At 44.0% G+C, this 16,479-nt stretch carries 10 protein-coding genes, 1 tRNA gene and 2 pseudogenes; 10 read left to right on the top strand and 3 right to left on the bottom strand.

Annotated features, from left to right (window positions below):
- The first annotated feature begins 44 nt into the window (after nt 1-44).
- A pseudogene (pruA, locus tag QY309_02675) lies at nt 45-1,675 on the top strand (L-glutamate gamma-semialdehyde dehydrogenase).
- 135 nt (nt 1,676-1,810) lie between these two features.
- On the opposite strand, the gene creD reads toward pruA, so the two are convergent.
- From creD to QY309_02690, 3 genes are read right to left on the bottom strand one after another with little or no spacing between them, the layout of a single operon-like run.
- Nucleotides 1,811-3,232 carry a cell envelope integrity protein CreD gene (gene creD, locus QY309_02680; GenBank protein WKZ60386.1) on the bottom strand — a complete coding sequence of 474 codons (1,422 nt, stop codon included), beginning with the start codon at nt 3,230-3,232 and terminating at the stop codon, nt 1,811-1,813.
- 53 nt (nt 3,233-3,285) lie between these two features.
- Nucleotides 3,286-3,585 carry a transcriptional regulator gene (locus QY309_02685; protein ID WKZ60387.1) on the bottom strand — a complete coding sequence of 100 codons (300 nt, stop codon included), beginning with the start codon at nt 3,583-3,585 and terminating at the stop codon, nt 3,286-3,288.
- Nucleotides 3,582-4,289, bottom strand: a complete 708-nt coding sequence (locus tag QY309_02690) for a hypothetical protein (GenBank protein ID WKZ60388.1) — start codon at nt 4,287-4,289, stop codon at nt 3,582-3,584. The genes QY309_02685 and QY309_02690 overlap by 4 nt, the downstream gene beginning before the upstream one ends.
- Before the next feature lie 103 nt (nt 4,290-4,392).
- On the opposite strand from QY309_02690, the gene QY309_02695 reads away from it, so the two are divergent.
- The 9 genes and pseudogenes from QY309_02695 (at nt 4,393) to QY309_02735 (ending at nt 16,465) form a co-directional block, all read left to right on the top strand.
- On the top strand, nt 4,393-6,654 hold the full coding sequence (locus tag QY309_02695) for an inorganic phosphate transporter (GenBank protein WKZ60389.1): 2,262 nt from the start codon (nt 4,393-4,395) through the stop codon (nt 6,652-6,654).
- The gene (locus QY309_02700) at nt 6,655-7,728 is read left to right on the top strand and encodes a hemolysin family protein (GenBank protein ID WKZ60390.1); all 1,074 of its coding nucleotides are present in this window, start codon (nt 6,655-6,657) and stop codon (nt 7,726-7,728) included.
- 104 nt (nt 7,729-7,832) lie between these two features.
- Nucleotides 7,833-7,906: transfer RNA gene (locus QY309_02705), tRNA-Asn, on the top strand.
- A 189-nt stretch (nt 7,907-8,095) separates the two neighbouring features.
- Complete coding sequence (locus tag QY309_02710; GenBank protein ID WKZ60391.1) at nt 8,096-10,012, top strand: 7TM diverse intracellular signaling domain-containing protein; 1,917 nt, start codon at nt 8,096-8,098, stop codon at nt 10,010-10,012.
- Between the two features lie 60 nt (nt 10,013-10,072).
- Nucleotides 10,073-10,324, top strand: a pseudogene (locus tag QY309_02715) (glucoamylase family protein).
- 9 nt (nt 10,325-10,333) lie between these two features.
- Complete coding sequence (locus tag QY309_02720; GenBank protein ID WKZ60392.1) at nt 10,334-12,109, top strand: family 43 glycosylhydrolase; 1,776 nt, start codon at nt 10,334-10,336, stop codon at nt 12,107-12,109.
- A gap of 62 nt (nt 12,110-12,171) precedes the next feature.
- Nucleotides 12,172-13,467 carry a glucoamylase family protein gene (locus QY309_02725; GenBank protein ID WKZ61674.1) on the top strand — a complete coding sequence of 432 codons (1,296 nt, stop codon included), beginning with the start codon at nt 12,172-12,174 and terminating at the stop codon, nt 13,465-13,467.
- Between the two features lie 11 nt (nt 13,468-13,478).
- Complete coding sequence (gene bglX, locus QY309_02730) at nt 13,479-15,761, top strand: beta-glucosidase BglX (protein ID WKZ60393.1); 2,283 nt, start codon at nt 13,479-13,481, stop codon at nt 15,759-15,761.
- Nucleotides 15,762-15,793: 32 nt separating this feature from the next.
- Nucleotides 15,794-16,465: a GDSL-type esterase/lipase family protein gene (locus QY309_02735; GenBank protein WKZ60394.1), complete on the top strand. Its 672-nt coding sequence runs from the start codon at nt 15,794-15,796 to the stop codon at nt 16,463-16,465.
- Nucleotides 16,466-16,479 lie beyond the last annotated feature (14 nt).

Genomic DNA, 16,479 nt, shown 5'->3' on the forward strand with positions numbered 1-16,479 from the left:
CCGCCTGTTAAAAACGCATTAGTCCAATTCAAATTCAATCTGTTATGCCTAAAGGATTTTTCAATGTTCCTGTACCCAAAAATGAGCCTGTTTTATCGTATGCACCCGGTAGCAAAGAACGTGAGTTACTGAAGAAGGCGCTTCAGGAAGCACGCAGCCAGGTGTTGGATATTCCCATGTACATCGGAGGAGAAGAAGTTCGTACGGATAATAAAAAGCCGTTAAGCCCTCCACATGATCACAAACATATTTTGGGGCATTTTCATTTTGGTGATAAACAACATGTGGAACAAGCGATAAACGCGGCTTTGGGTGCGAAGGAACTTTGGGCAAACCTGGGATGGGAACATCGCGCCAGCATCTTTTTAAAAGCAGCTGAATTACTGGCCGGACCATACCGGTATAAAATCAATGCGGCCACCATGCTTGGCCAATCGAAAAATGCCTTTCAGGCAGAGATTGATTCAGCGTGTGAGCTGATCGACTTTTTGCGTTACAACGTGTGCTTCATGAGCCAGATTTATCACGAGCAGCCTGAGTCATCACCAGGCATTGGAATCGTATGGAGTATCGTCCGCTGGAAGGATTTGTGTTTGCGCTAACGCCATTCAATTTTACAGCCATTGCCGGTAACCTCCCAACCAGTGCTGCCATGATGGGCAACACCGTGGTATGGAAACCAGCCAATACGCAGATCTATGCAGCAAACGTAATCATGCAGGTATTGAAAGAAGCCGGATTACCTGATGGTGTTATCAATTTGGTGTATGTCAGCGGTCCCGATGCCGGTGATGTAATTTTTAATCATAAAGATTTTGCGGGTATACATTTTACCGGTAGTACCGGGGTGTTTCAGGGCATGTGGAAAACCATTGGCAGCAATATTCAGAAGTATAAATCCTATCCACGCATTGTTGGGGAAACGGGCGGAAAGGATTTTATTATGGTGCACAAAAGCGCGAATGCGAAAGAAGTGGCTACAGCCATTTCGCGTGGTGCGTTTGAGTATCAAGGTCAAAAATGTTCGGCTGCTTCGCGTTGCTACATACCTTCAAACTTATGGAGCGATGTGAAGAAATACGTGCTCGAAGATTTGAAAACCTTTAAGATGGGGGGCACGGAAGATTTCGGAAACTTCATCAATGCGGTAATTGACGAAAAGGCTTTTGATTCGATTACCGGTTACATTGAAACTGCACGCAAAAATCCGATGAACGAAATTATTGCCGGGGGCAAGTACGATAAATCGAAAGGCTATTTTATTGAGCCCACGATTATTGAAACGAAAGATCCTTCATCCATCACCATGTGTGAAGAAATTTTCGGACCGGTGTTAACCGTATATGTATATCACGAAGAAAACTTCGAACAAACACTTGAGTTAGTCGACAGCACTTCGCCTTATGCCTTAACGGGATCCATCTTTGCTAAAGATCGGTATGCTGTTGAGTTGGCCACGAAGAAGTTGAGCAACGCAGCCGGTAACTTTTACATCAACGACAAGCCAACCGGTGCCGTGGTTGGTCAGCAGCCGTTTGGTGGCGCCAGGGGGTCGGGTACAAATGATAAGGCCGGGGCCAAAGTAAACCTACTCCGTTGGGCCTCCATGCGCACCATCAAGGAAACCTTTGTTCCGCCAGTGGATTATCGTTATCCGTTTTTGGATAAAGATTGATATCGCATATCTATCTTAAAATGCAAAACCACAAAGGCCACTAAGCTTTCACAAAGTTCACCAAGCGCTGGTTTGAATCGTTACTTTGTGCGGTTTGTGCTTTCTTAGTGTCACTTTGTGGTTAACTTAAAGCTCCTATTCAGCAGTTTGGGAATCCTTATACCAATCCACCTTTCTGCTGAAGTACATCAACGTGGCGACAATCAGGAATAATCCAACACTACCGATCAGTAAGGAGAAATCCTGTTGCAGAATGATGATGAAAATGAATGTGTAGAAGATCACCAATAAGGTGGTGAACAAAGCGCTCAATTTTCTATCTTTCAGAAATGAGGTGGAGTAAGCAGCAACCAATATCATTGTGGCCCCGGTTGAAATCCAGTACGCGAAGTTATAGCCAACTTGTTCTGAGAAACTTAACAAAAGCGTGTAGTATATAATGAGTGCCGATCCGATAAGAATATACTGAAACGGATGTATCCGGATTTTCTGGGTGATCTCCACTAAAAACAAGGCAACAAAGGTTAGCATGATGATGAGGATACCATACTTGGCTGTACGGATGCTTTTTTGATATTGATCCACGGGAATCAACAGTTTCAAACCAAATTCAGAACCCACTAATTCCTGGTGACTGTCTTTCCATTGCTGCGAGAACGGCCGATTGAAATGTAGAATATTCCAGGTCGCAGTGAAATCTTTCTCGGTTACTTCGCGTGTGGTAGGCAGAAATTCTCCATCAAAACTTGGGTCGGGCCAGGGGCCTGTAAGTTTTACCGAAGTTGTTTTTCCAGACGGAACAAAATTCAACTGACTGCTTCCTTTTAAGTTAAAGCTGATTTCGCTTAGTGCGGCAAAGTCAGCTTCACTCTTCCAATTCAGAGGCGCAACAATACCGGTTGCTGTTTTAGTTGAATAGGCCACATCATCATAGTTATTGGGTTGAGTCACGCGATCGAACTTATTTGTGGAGACACCAATGTTTTGTGCCGGCTCGGAAGTTAGGTTTTGGCTACCGGCTGTAATCACTGGAGGATTTTTGCTAATGCCGCGAAGATCACTAATGGCAATGATCAAATGAGCTTCCTGCCAGAGAATCATATCGTCAGCAATTTCAAGTCGTTTGAAGTCGGGTTTGCTGAATGAAGCTTTCATGTGGAGCGATGATTCGTACACCACAGCATCAAAAATTCCACGATGCAGTTTTTCTGGATTAACAGTACCGTTAATAGCTAATTCCTCGGGAAGAAAAAATGCTTTGCGGGTGCTCTCTTTTGTTTCAAACTGGTCTTTATCGATTTTAATGGTTTCGCGATGTTTATAGGGCACCACTAAAATGGGACCGGATAGGGTTTGATTACCCGACCATTTATTGGACACTTCGGCAATAACCGATTCAGCGCGATGTTGCCGTTCCACGATCATGTTTTCAATCCAGGCTGCAGGTATCAGCAGGATCAGGATTAAAAATCCGATTGAAACAAGTTTTACGGTGATCGATTCTTTTAGCCACTGATTGAAACGATCAAGAAGGTTGGTTGATTTGTTTGGTTCCATATTTATTATTTATTAAAAGTACTTTTAAATTCAAAGTATGTAGTTAAAAAATTTTAGCGCTGTGATTTTATCAATTCTTCCAATGCATCCAGGTGTTTCTTGAAGGCGTTTCTTCCTTTCTCGGTGGCCTTGTATTTGGTGTTGGGCTTTCGGTTGACAAATGATTTGGAAACAGAAAGGTATTTTTCTTTTTCCAGTGCTTTCAGGTTTGAAGCCAGGTTGCCATCGGTAACGTTCAGCACTTCTTTCAGCGAATTAAAATCATAGGCGTCATTGGCCACGAGCACAGACATAATCTGCAGCCGGATACGGTGCTCCAGTATTCGATCAAGTTGGTCAAACGGATTTTTCACGAATCGTAACGATAATGCATAACTGCGCCATAAACCACATGCAGTACACCAAAACCAAGAGCCCAGAATACGAGTCCATAGCCCGGTAATAGTGCTGCGACCAATCCTAATACGATTTCACAAAAACCCAAATACCGAATTTCATTTACCGTTAGTGAACTCGCGCTGATGAGTGCCAGTCCGTAAAAAATCAGGCAGGCGGGGGCAACAATGCCATAGTATCCGCGCGACACGAAAATCAGAATCAACAGCCCACCGGTTATCAACGGTATAAAAAGATTGGAAGTAAGTTCTTTACTGGTTTTGTTCCAGATGCTGAGGCCCATACGTTTTGCCTTGCGTTGACTCATCACAAATGCGGTAACAATCGATAGCCCCAGCACAATCGCTGCAATGAGCATAAGCTTAAAGACGATAGCTTTTTCATTAATAAAGTAAAACCTGAACCCAAAAGGGGAGTGCGGATAGTAAATCAGATAATAAACGATAGTGGCACCAATTAGTGCGTAGATTCCGGCCAGTACACCCGAAAGGCCGCTAAGCGAAAGGAATTTGGCCGATCGTTCCATGGCCGACCGGATGGAGGCGATATCGCTTTGGTAATCGTGTATTTCTTTCATTAAAGTACTTTTGATTTCAAAGTTAATGGATGAAACGTGAATTCCAAGCCAGGGGTTGTGCTTTATTTTGCTGGGTTTTAGCATGATCTGGGCTGAAGAATTAATCTTTAGAAACAAGTTTTTACATCGATATCCACACGGTATCTTGCGGGTTGAAATTACCTGAACTAACCGCCTTCACCGGTTTATGGACTTTTTCACAGTATTACTCGTCATCCTCTTTGTTGTTGCCATTATCGACCTTATTGTAGGCGTAAGCAACGATGCCGTTAATTTTCTTAACACAGCTATCGGCTCAAAAGTAGCTCCCCTGCGTACTATATTATTGGTGGCCAGTGCCGGGGTTGTATTGGGCTCCATGTTCTCTAGCGGTATGATGGAGATTGCCCGAAACGGACTGTTCAATCCGTCTTTCTTTACGTTTGAGCAAGTGATGTTTCTGTTTCTTGCTGTTATGCTCACGGATGTTATCCTCCTTGATTTTTACAACAGCCTGGGACTGCCAACCTCAACCACGGTTTCGTTGGTGTTCGAAATTTTGGGCGCTGCTTTTGCCATCGGTGTGTTGCACTCGTTCTCAACGGGTCTGTCATGGGGTGAAATTCAGTTGGATAATATTTTAAACTTCTCTTCTGCCTTCACCATCATCACCGGAATTTTCCTTTCCATTTTTCTGGCGTTTATCGTGGGTTCTTTGATCCAACGTGTATCGCGGGTAATCTTTACTTTCTCCATCAAGAAATCAATAAAAAACTATGGGGCAATTTTTTGTGGTCTCTCCATCACCACCATTATCTACTTTCTGCTGATAAAAGGGGTGAAGGGCAGCTCACTGGTTACGGATGCGCAGGTGAAGTGGGTAATGGAAAATACATGGAGCATTGTGTTGGCAAGCTTCGTGTTTTTCAGCGTGGTGATCCAATTGATTATGTGGTACACCAAAATCAATCCGCTTAAAGTGGTGGTGTTGTTGGGTACCTTCTCATTGGCCATGGCTTTTGCCGGCAACGACCTGGTAAACTTTATTGGCGTGGCTGTGGGCGGTTTGGTTGCTTTTCAAAACTGGGCAGCTTCCGGTATCCCGGCCGATCAATACCAAATGGGAATTTTGTCAGAGAAATTGGTAACGCCCACGTGGATATTACTGGTATCGGGATTGGTGATGGTAATTACGTTATGGACGAATGCAAAGAGTAGAAAAGTAACGGAAACAGAACTTTCGCTTAGCCGGCAAGATGAGGGTGATGAAAAGTTTCGCCCTAATGTATTATCGCGAATAATGGTGGGAGTAGCGCTTCTGGCTGGCAGAACCACTGATTCATTACTTCCACGTTCCTGGTCGAAAGCCATTGAAAAAAGATTTGAAAAGGGCGCTACGGATGTGATTAGTGATAAAGACCAGCCTTCCTTTGATCTCGTTCGTGCATCCGTGAACCTGTTGGTTTCAAGTGTGCTGATCGCATACGGAACTTCTCAGAAACTCCCGCTCTCTACTACGTTTGTAACCTTCATGGTGGCTATGGGTACTTCGTTTGCTGATCAGGCGTGGGGAAGAGAAAGCGCGGTTTACCGTGTAGCAGGCGTAATGAATGTGATAGCCGGATGGTTAATCACCGCTGTTGTAGCGTTTGCTTTCAGCGGGTTCATTGCATTCATCCTGTTTAAAACCGGCCATGTGGGCGTGATTGTGGTAACGGTTTTGGCCGCATTCCTTATCATCCGCAGTCATGTGCGATTTGCCAAAAAGGAAAAGAAGGAATCATCAGAAAGGCAATTGTTTGCCAGCAACCTAAAAGATTTAAAACAAGCCATCGATGAGAGCAATGAGGTTACGGTAAAAAATCTGAAGGTGATCATGAAGGTGTATGGCACCAGCGTGGAATCATTGGCCAAAGAAAAACGTAAGGCAGTTGAAAAATCGATGTTGCGGATTAAAGAACTGCGTGAACAGAATGAAAAAATTCAGCATAAGATAATCAAGTATGTAAAAAAGATGCCGCGTCAGAACCTCGCGGCCAGCCGCCTGTATATACTCATGTTTGATTACATGCAAGATTTGTATCAAAGCATCTTACTCATCAGCGAAAGCTGTACGGTACATTTACAAAATTATCACACGTCACCCTCCAAGCGATACCTGCAACAATTGCAGGAAGTGGACAAAGGACTTCAGGGTTTTACGGCCTTAGTGTGTAAGGATATTGGATCATCTCACTTCGAACATGCGCACGAGATAAAAGAGCAGCAACAAAAGTGGCTCAGTCAGCTAGATCAGTTTATTGATGATCAGATTACGGCCATACAGAAAGACAATGTTGGCAACCGCATTGGTTTATTGCAGATGCGTTTATTACTTGAATCAAAAGATCTGCTGAATACCATTTATGGAATGTATAACTTGTATCTCGATTACCACAATCAAGGTGCAAGTGAGAACAAAAAACCATAAATGGCACTTCTATTAACATATTTATTCATAGCCCTTTTTACTTCATTTCTGTGCTCCATCATGGAGGCGGTTTTACTTTCTACACCTGTGTCCTATCTGAAAGCAAAACTGGAGCAAGGCGTTTCTTCAGCTGCCATTTTTCTCAAACTGAAAGAAGATATTGACAAACCGTTGTCGGCTATTCTTACCTTAAACACCATTGCACATACCGTTGGTGCCGCTGGTGTTGGTGCCCAGGCAACCCTTGTGTTTGGCGAAGCCTACTTTGGTTTGGTTTCGGCTGTTTTAACGATACTTATTTTAGTGTTAACAGAAATCATCCCCAAAACCATTGGAGCCAATTACAGTCGCGAGCTTATGGGGGTTGCTGCAAAAACAATTCGGGCAATGATCTTCATAACCTATCCGTTAGTCATTGTGTCGGCATTTTTAACACGGCTGTTATCAAGAAAGGAAACGGGGTTTACTACCAGTCGCGAAGAAATTTCAGCGTTGGCAAACATTGGCAAGGAAGAAGGAATTTTCGGAGACAAGGAGAATAAGATTATTCAAAACCTGATCAAGCTGAAGGGCATTCGGGTAAATGAAATTATGACACCCCGTATTGTGGTGGTGGTGGCCAGTGAAGACATGACCTTAAAAGAGTTTCTGGTCAATAAGGAGTTTTTACATTTTTCACGGATACCGGTTTATCACGATCATCGTGAAAACATTACCGGCTACGTTTTTCGCGAAGAGGTTTTTGAAAAACTGGCCGAAGATAAATTTGATTTAAGCCTGAACGACATAAAACGTGAAATTGTAACCTTTCCGAAAACCGTTACGCTTTTTAACGCGTGGGAGAAACTGCTGAATGAAAAGGAGCACATTGCACTGATTATTGATGAGTATGGCGGCATGGACGGCATTGTTACCCTGGAGGACATTATTGAGGCGCTGCTGGGTTTCGAAATTGTAGATGAGAAGGACAGAGTAGCCGACATGCAGCAGTTTGCCATGGATCGGTGGAAGGCCCGGCAAAAAAAGTATCACCTGCTAAAAGGAGATAAAGACAAGCCCGAAAGCAACGAATAGGGAGCCTTAGGGTTTCCTGCTTGTTTTGGCAATAAAATTCGACCTACATTTTTGATTTTAAGGCACCAGTACCTTAATATTGCACTCCCAAAAAACGGGTAAATTCCTCCTTAGCTCAGCTGGTTAGAGCATCTGACTGTTAATCAGAGGGTCCTTGGTTCAAGTCCAAGAGGAGGAGCAAAAATTAAAAAGCGCTGAAAAGCGCTTTTGTTTTATAAGGGTCTCCCGAGGCTTCGGGATCCAAGAGGAGGAGCAAAAAAGGCAGCCATGAGCTGCCTTTTTTCGTTTTTGTACCCGTTCCGTCATTCTCAGGCTTTTTTGCAGACTTTAAAATTCTTCTGTAGTTTCAAAACCGGCAGGTGGGACTATGAAAGCAAGCGCAGCAGTGATTTTTGGGATTTTTGGGATGTGGCTGATGGGTTTTTCCCAGGAGCCCTTTGGGGTTGATGATGCCGTGGATGAGCGCAATTTCATGCCCTACGAACTTAGCTTCTATGTTGACCCTACCAATCGCCTGAATTTTGTCGACATTACATCGGTTGAATTTTCAAACCGATTTCAAACGCATCCCAACTATCAAAATGTCGATTTTCAAACCAACGCGTCTTACTGGATACGCATGCCCATTCAGCATACCAGCGGCACCCGAAAGGTTTGGCTATTGGAATTTTATGATCAAACCATCGACCACATTGAAGCCTTCATTCCTGAAAACGATGGAGGATACCAAATCGTAAACATGGGCGACCAACACGCCTTTTCCGACCGCCTTTTCCGACATAAAAACTTCGAGATTCAATTGGACATGGATCGTGATACCGTAATGGTGTATTACTTCCGTGTGCGCTCACATGAGTTTGCCGATTTGCGTGTTGCACTGCGTTCCGTTAACCGCTTTGTGTACTATGCATTAAATGAATACTTTCTGTTCGGAACGTTTTATGGGATGATCATCATCATCAGCCTCTACAATTTTTTGGTGTACATCGCTATCCGTGAAATCAAAAACATTTTTTACATCTGTTATATTCTTAGCGTGGCCGGCTATGCCATGAGCATGGATGGCATTGGCTTTCAATACCTGTGGCCACAGCATCCGGAATGGAATAATTATGCGGTTGGTGTTTTCCTCTATCTCCTGATATTGTGGGCGCTCATCTTTACGCGAAAATTCCTGAGTACCAAAGCCAATGCGCCTTTTCTGGATAAAGCGCTGAAGTGGATGATCATCATTCGAACGGTTGTGTTTGGGGTAGAGCTGTTTTTCTTCCCTCAATTCTTAACCTATCGCAATCTTGAAATCATTCCCTTATCCCTTATTTTTTATACAGCCATATTCGTTTGGCGTGGTGGCTACAAACCCGCACGCTTTTTCGTGATTGCCTATGGCGTTCTGTTTACGGGTTTCTTTTTACGTATGATGGTGTACTTCAACGTATTGCCGTTTACAACCATATCGCATTACAGCCTCCATTTTGCTTTTGTGTTAGAGATGCTTTTCCTCACGTTCGCGTTGGGCGATCGCATTCGCATTTTAAAAGATATGCGCGATCGGGCACTGCGCAGAATCATTCACCAGCATGAATTAAACATGCAGCTGAAAGACAAAGTGAATCGCGAACTGGAGCAGAAGGTGAGTGAACGAACGCTGGAGCTGGATAAAAAGAATCGCGAGTTGGAGGAAAGCAACAGCAAGCTTGTAGAGCAAGCCGACAAAATCAATAAAATCAACTCCATGCTCGACCTGGACAATTGGAAATTGAAAAGCAGCATTAAAGAGGTGTTGAATGAACGGTTGCAGGAAAAAACCATGGACTACAACCAGTTTCGAACGTTGTACCCGGATAACCTGTCATGCCACCGGTTTCTGGAACAGCTGAAATGGGAGAATGGATTTCAATGCAGAAAGTGTGGCAACGAAAAGTACTTTAAGGGAGCTCAGAAATTTGCCCGCAGGTGTACCCGGTGCGGGTATAATGAGTCCATTACGGCATATACCATATTCCACAGCATTAAATTCCCTATAGAAAAAGCCTTTTACATGGCCTACCTGACGGTAACGGGTAAAAAGGAATATACCCTTGAGGAACTTGCCGAAAGGCTATCCGTTGGCCTGAACACGGTTTGGGCTTTTCGAAATAAGGTGCAGCAGCGCCTGTCGGAGCTTGAAAAACGGGGTAAAAAGCCAACCATTTCGCGTTGGGAAGAGGTTATCGTGGAGATTCAAAACCCAATTATCCAGCCAAGACAGGATTCAGCACCCGTTTTCAGGCACCTGAATTAGCAAACGTTTCCGGTTTGTTTTTTTTCTGTGATTTGGTTTATCGGTTGCACTGCTTTATCCTATACACCTGATGAATCGATGGAGGCTTTGAAATTTTTCTACTATATATATGGTGATAAGTTGTGGGGTAATTATGGTTTTTACGATGCCTTTAACCTGACGGAGGGCTGGGTGGCCAATTCATACCTGGCGATTGACCAAGGGCCCATCATCATCATGATTGAAAATTACAGAACAGGTTTATTGTGGGATTTATTTATGTCGGCACCGGAAGTACAAAGTGCCATGACAAAACTTGGATTTACAAATTGATTGCTCTGCGTGAACGTTCGAATATACCATAGTATACTTTTAATCACTTCTGCGGCACTTATATGTTCATGTGCTGATAAGCCTGCTGAATATTTTGAAGTGCCTAACACATATTGCAATCCGATCAATCTTGATTATGCATACGTACCCTCCACACACACCTACTATGCGCAAGATGAATCACACCGAAGCACAGCCGATCCTGCCGTTGTAAACCTGCGCGATACATTGTATTTATTTTCAACCAATCAAAACGGGTATTGGTGGAGTGCTGACATGCGTACATGGAATTTTGTACGGCAGGATTTTCAAAAAAATGGAAGGGCAGGCGACAATGTTTGTGCTCCTGGTGCCTGGGCATGGGGCGATAGCTTGTTGTTTATTCCATCCTTTGTTGCGCCAGATCCTATGCCGCTTTATCTAAGCACGGATCCTAAAAATGCCAGATGGACCATTCTCCGTGATTCATTTGAAGTGGGAACCTGGGATCCATCTTTCTTCAAAGATGATGATGGAAAAGCGTATGTGTACTGGGGCAGTTCAAATTTTTATCCGTTGTATGGCGTGGAGCTGGATGCAAAAAATGGTTACAAACCAATTGGCGAACGAAAAGAACTATCGCGTTTATATCCGGATGAACACGGATGGGAACGTTTTGGTGAGGATCACATGGACACCACCATTGCTCCATACACCGAAGGCCCTTGGATGACCAAGCATAACGGAAAATACTATTATCAGTATGCCGCACCGGGTACAGAATGGAACATTTATGCTGACGGTGTGCTCGTGGGCGATAATCCGTTAGGGCCTTTTGAGTATCAATCTTATAATCCATTTTCATATAAGCCGGGTGGTTTTATTACCGGTGCCGGCCATGGCAGCACGTTTAAAGACAAGCACGGCAACTATTGGCATGCCGGTACTATGCTCAATTGGATTAAGTACAAGTTTGAACGGAGACTAGGAATTTTTCCGACCGGTTTTGATGATGATGGACAGTTGTATTGCATTACCGCATTTGGCGATTACCCAAATTATCATGCATCGGGTTTACGTGATCATCGTGAATCAACCTTTACGGGATGGATGCTTCAATCCTATAAAAAGAAAGTCTGGGCTTCTTCTTCCTTACCGGGAAGAACTCCGGAATTGGCCGTGAATGAAAACATCCGGAATTATTGGAGTGCAGAGACCAATCAGAAAGGTGAGTTCCTGGCGGTTGATTTGGGCGCTGAAGTGGATATCTATGCCATCCAAATTAATTATGCTGATGAGGGAGCAACACTTCGGGATAAACAAGATTCTATTTACCATCAATACATCATTTGGAACAGTCATGATGGTGATAGCTGGAACATCCTGATTGATAAAAGCAAAAACCGAAAAGATGTTCCACACGATTACATCGAACTGAAAAAGCCCTTCACAACGCGATACCTCAAACTTGAAAACGTGCACATGGCTGATGGAAAATTTGCCATAGCCGGTTTTCGTGTTTTTGGAAAACGCGATGGTGCATTGCCAAAAGCTGTTGAAAGCTTTGCGGTGAGACGACATGCCGATACCCGCGATGCTACTTTTACATGGCAACCGGTTGAAGGGGCCTATGCGTACAATATTTATTATGGAATTGCACCCGATAAATTGTACAACTGCATAATGATACACGAATCAGCAGAACGGTATTTCAGGGGGTTGAATAAAGATGTGAAGTACTTTGCGCAAATAGAAGCGATTGGTGAAACCGGGGTTTCTAATAGAAGTAATGTGATTGAATTTTAATTGATTTAAACCAGACCAACATGAGAGGATTACAGGCAATTTTCATTTTTATAGCAGCCTTTATGGTGATGACAGCGTGCACACCACCCGCAAAGGAAGAACAGCAACAAGTATCGATAAGTGATGATTCGCTGCTCACACGCGTTCAATACGAAACCTTTCAATACTTCTGGGATAATGCAGAGCCTACTTCCGGCCTCGCGCCCGAACGCACGCACATGGATAACATCTATCCGCAAAACGATAAACATGTGGTTACCACAGGAGGTTCAGGCTTTGGATTAATGGCCATCCTGGTTGGCATTGAGCGAGGGTTCATCACCCGTCAACAGGGTTTTGAACGATTCAACCACATTGTTCACTACCTCGACACGGCTGAACGTTTTCATGGCGCATGGCCACATTGGCTGGATGGACAAACGGGTAAAACAAAACCCTTCAGTCCGAAAGATGATGGAGGTGATTTGGTTGAAACCGCTTTTTTGATTCAGGGCCTGTTAACCGTGCGTGAATATTTTAAAGATGGAAGTGAAGAAGAAAAGGCATTAGCCGCAAAGATTGATGAGCTCTGGCGCGAAGTGGAGTGGAGTTGGTACACCAATGGCAAAGATGTGTTGTACTGGCATTGGTCGCCTAAGCATAATTGGGAAATGAATTTTCCGGTTGGCGGATATAACGAGTGCCTCATCATGTATGTGCTTGCTGCTGCCTCGCCCACCTATCCGATCAAGCCCGAAGCGTATCACAAAGGGTGGGCGCGCAATGGTGCCATAAAAACGGATCGAAAGTTTTATGAGTTGGAAACTGTGCTGGATCATTACGAGCACAGCGATGATGCCGTTGGGCCATTGTTCTGGGCACATTATTCCTACCTCGGCCTTGACCCGCGTAACCTGAAAGATCAGTATGGTGATTACTGGCTCCTGAATAAAAATCATGCGCTTATTCATTACCGCTATTGTGTCGATAATCCGAAAGGGTACGAAGGGTATGGTGAGAATTGTTGGGGGCTTACCTCCAGCTATTCTATGAAAGGCTATGCGGGGCACCAGCCCGATGGTGATCTCGGAGTTATTTCACCAACAGCCGCTTTGTCATCTTTCCCTTACACTCCGGAAGAGAGTATGAAATTTTTAAAATTCATGTATGCACCTGAACGCGACAGCCTGATAGGCGCATACGGTCCGTACGATGCTTTTAGTTTCTCTTCGAACTGGTATTTGCCGCGTTACCTGGCGATTGATCAGGGACCGATTCCGGTGATGATTGAAAACCACCGCACAGGTTTGCTGTGGAAATTATTTATGGGTGCACCCGAAGTTCAGGAGGGCTTGAAAAAACTTGGATTTACGTATTAAATGTTTGCCATATGAGATTGAAAAATTATCTGTTTGCATCTTTTGGTTTGCTGATCATTTCCTGTTCCTCTCCAGGAGATGAAACATCATCGGTGGATAGAAAAATTGATTCGTTGCTCAATGAGATGACCCTGGAAGAAAAACTGGGTCAACTGAATCTTCCCTCAGCCGGACAGTTCACGACCGGGCAAGCCCAGAATTCTGACATCGCGAAGAAAATTGAAAGCGGTTTGGTAGGCGGACTATTCAATATTAAATCAGTTAATGCCATTCGCGAGATGCAGCAGATTGCTGTGGAGAAAAGCCGGTTGAAAATTCCATTGTTGTTTGGGATGGATGTGATTCATGGTTATGAATCGGTTTTTCCAATTCCACTTGGGTTGAGTTGCAGTTGGGATTTGGAACTGATTGAAAAGACGGCTCGTGTTGCGGCACAAGAAGCGAGTGCGGATGGCATCAACTGGACGTTTTCACCGATGGTAGACATTTCACGTGATGCACGATGGGGAAGAATATCAGAAGGAAGCGGAGAAGATACGTACCTCGGTTCTGAAATCGCGAAAGCAATGGTACGGGGTTACCAGGGCGATGATTTAACGGCAAACAACACCATCATGTCGTGTGTAAAACATTATGCGTTGTATGGTGCGGCCGAAGCTGGCCGCGATTACAACACAACCGATATGAGCAAACACCGTATGTACAACGAATATTTTCCCCCGTATAAAGCGGCTGTTGATGCGGGCGTGGGCAGTGTAATGGCATCGTTTAATGAGATTGATGGAATTCCGGCTACTGCAAACAAATGGTTGTTGACTGATGTGTTGAGAAAAGAATGGGGGTTTGATGGATTCTTAGTTTCTGACTACACGGGTGTAAGCGAAATGATTGATCACGGTTATGGTGATCTTCAAACGGTTTCAGCAAAAGCATTGGCTGCCGGACTGGACATGGATATGGTGAGTGAAGGCTTGGTCAGCACACTGGCGCAATCACTGAAAGAAGGAAAAGTTACAGAAGCTCAGATTGATGCTGCATGCCGAAGAATTTTAAAAGCAAAATTTCAACTGGGTCTATTTGATGATCCCTATCGCTATTGCGATGAATCGCGTGCAAGGACAGAAATTTTCACAGCTGAAAATCGCGCCTTTGCACGCAGTGTAGCCACACAAAGTTTTGTGTTGCTAAAAAATGACAAGAACATTCTGCCACTTCAAAAGAAGGGCACCATTGCATTGGTTGGTCCGCTTGCTGATGCAGCTACCAACATGACGGGTACCTGGAGTGTGGCGGCTCGTTTTTCTGAATCGATTACGGTTTTGGAAGGCCTGAAAAAGGCATTAGGTGATCAGGCTAAAGTTGTTTATGCGAAGGGATCGAATTTACATGAAGATGCAGCCATTGAAGAACGTGCTACCATGTTTGGAAAATCGTTAAACCGTGATCCGCGATCTGAGCAAGCCATTCGCGATGAGGCCGTTCGCATTGCAAAATCAGCGGACGTAATTGTAGCGGCTGTAGGCGAATCGGCAGAGATGAGTGGCGAAGCTTCTAGCCGGGTGAATATTGATATTCCGCAAACACAGCGTGATATGTTGAAAGCTTTGCTGGAAACCGGAAAACCGGTGGTAGTGGTATTGTTTACAGGCCGCCCGCTTACGTTAACGTGGGAGGATGAAAATATTCCGGCTATACTAAATGTGTGGTTTGGCGGAAGTGAAGCTGGTGATGCTATAGCCGATGTGTTATTTGGTGATGTGAATCCTTCCGGAAAATTAACAACAACATTTCCACAACATGTAGGTCAGCTACCGATGTATTACTCGCATAAAAATACAGGCAGACCGTTGGCAGAAGGACAATGGTTTCAAAAATTCCGTTCAAATTACCTCGATGTTTCCAACGATCCGGTTTACCCGTTTGGTTATGGATTAAGCTACACCACGTTTACGTACGATAAGCTTTCAGTGGATAAAAAGGAAATTTCGGCTGGAGGATCAGTGACAGTTACAGTAAATGTAACCAACACCGGTTCGCGTGAAGGTGCTGAAGTAGTTCAGTTGTACGTTCGTGATTTGGTGGGCTCACTTACACGACCCGTTAAGGAATTGAAAGGGTTTCAAAAGGTAATGTTGAAACCGGGTGAATCAAAAACCATTACTTTCACGCTTACTGAGAAAGATCTATCGTTCTACCGGGCCGATTTAACTTTTGGTGCAGAGCCGGGCAAGTTCCAGGTTTTTGTTGGTGGAAATTCACGTGATGTTCTTCAAGCTCAGTTCGAGCTGAAGTAGTGATCTGTTAAGAATAGTATTAAATTGGTGAGATGAGAAGAACCTGTTGGTCTGCAGTTTTAAGTGTATGCTTGATACTCTGGTCAATTTCTGGTTGGGCACAGCAACAACCGTTTCCATATTGGAATGATGTACAGCAGGTAATACTGGCTGACCTTACAGAGCCAAAACCGAGGCATCAGATTTTGTTTGTAGGAAGTTCGTCATTCACCATGTGGAAAACTGCCAATGAAGCCTTTTCTGAAAAAACGATTGTGAACGTTGGTTTTGGAGGATCAACATTACAGGATCAGATCCGCTACATCGATTACGTGATTACGCCTTACAAGCCACGTCAAGTTGTTATTTATTGTGGTGAAAATGATATCGCATACGATTCAACTGTTACCGGGCGTGATGTGCTTAATCGGTTTGTACAGTTGATTACGCTTATTCATGAACGCTTTCCCGATGTGCATCTTTCATATGTTTCCATGAAACCTAGTCCGAGTCGTGAAAAACTTTTGCCTGTTTATCGGGAAGGAAATGAGCTGATTAAAGAATATCTAAAAAGTATAAGGCGATCTTCCTACATCAATGTCTATGATGCGATGTTGGATTCAGCGGGCAACCCCAGAAGGGAATTATTTCTAGGCGATATGTTGCACATGAATGAAGCGGGTTATGCGATTTGGAAAGAACTTATCAGACCTCATTTAAAATGAACAGAGGTTTGTGA

It is taken from the genome of Cyclobacteriaceae bacterium, assembly GCA_030584025.1.
Classification (GTDB): domain Bacteria; phylum Bacteroidota; class Bacteroidia; order Cytophagales; family Cyclobacteriaceae; genus UBA2336.

What these genes read in the sequence shown, in the direction of transcription:
- creD (WKZ60386.1), bottom strand. Translation starts at nt 3,232, where the DNA reads ATGGAACCAAACAAATCAACCAACCTTCTTGATCGTTTCAATCAGTGG.
- QY309_02690 (WKZ60388.1), bottom strand. Translation starts at nt 4,289, where the DNA reads ATGCTAAAACCCAGCAAAATAAAGCACAACCCCTGGCTTGGAATTCAC.
- QY309_02695 (WKZ60389.1), top strand. Translation starts at nt 4,393, where the DNA reads ATGGACTTTTTCACAGTATTACTCGTCATCCTCTTTGTTGTTGCCATT.
- QY309_02700 (WKZ60390.1), top strand. Translation starts at nt 6,655, where the DNA reads ATGGCACTTCTATTAACATATTTATTCATAGCCCTTTTTACTTCATTT.
- QY309_02710 (WKZ60391.1), top strand. Translation starts at nt 8,096, where the DNA reads ATGAAAGCAAGCGCAGCAGTGATTTTTGGGATTTTTGGGATGTGGCTG.
- QY309_02725 (WKZ61674.1), top strand. Translation starts at nt 12,172, where the DNA reads ATGGTGATGACAGCGTGCACACCACCCGCAAAGGAAGAACAGCAACAA.
- bglX (WKZ60393.1), top strand. Translation starts at nt 13,479, where the DNA reads ATGAGATTGAAAAATTATCTGTTTGCATCTTTTGGTTTGCTGATCATT.
- QY309_02735 (WKZ60394.1), top strand. Translation starts at nt 15,794, where the DNA reads ATGAGAAGAACCTGTTGGTCTGCAGTTTTAAGTGTATGCTTGATACTC.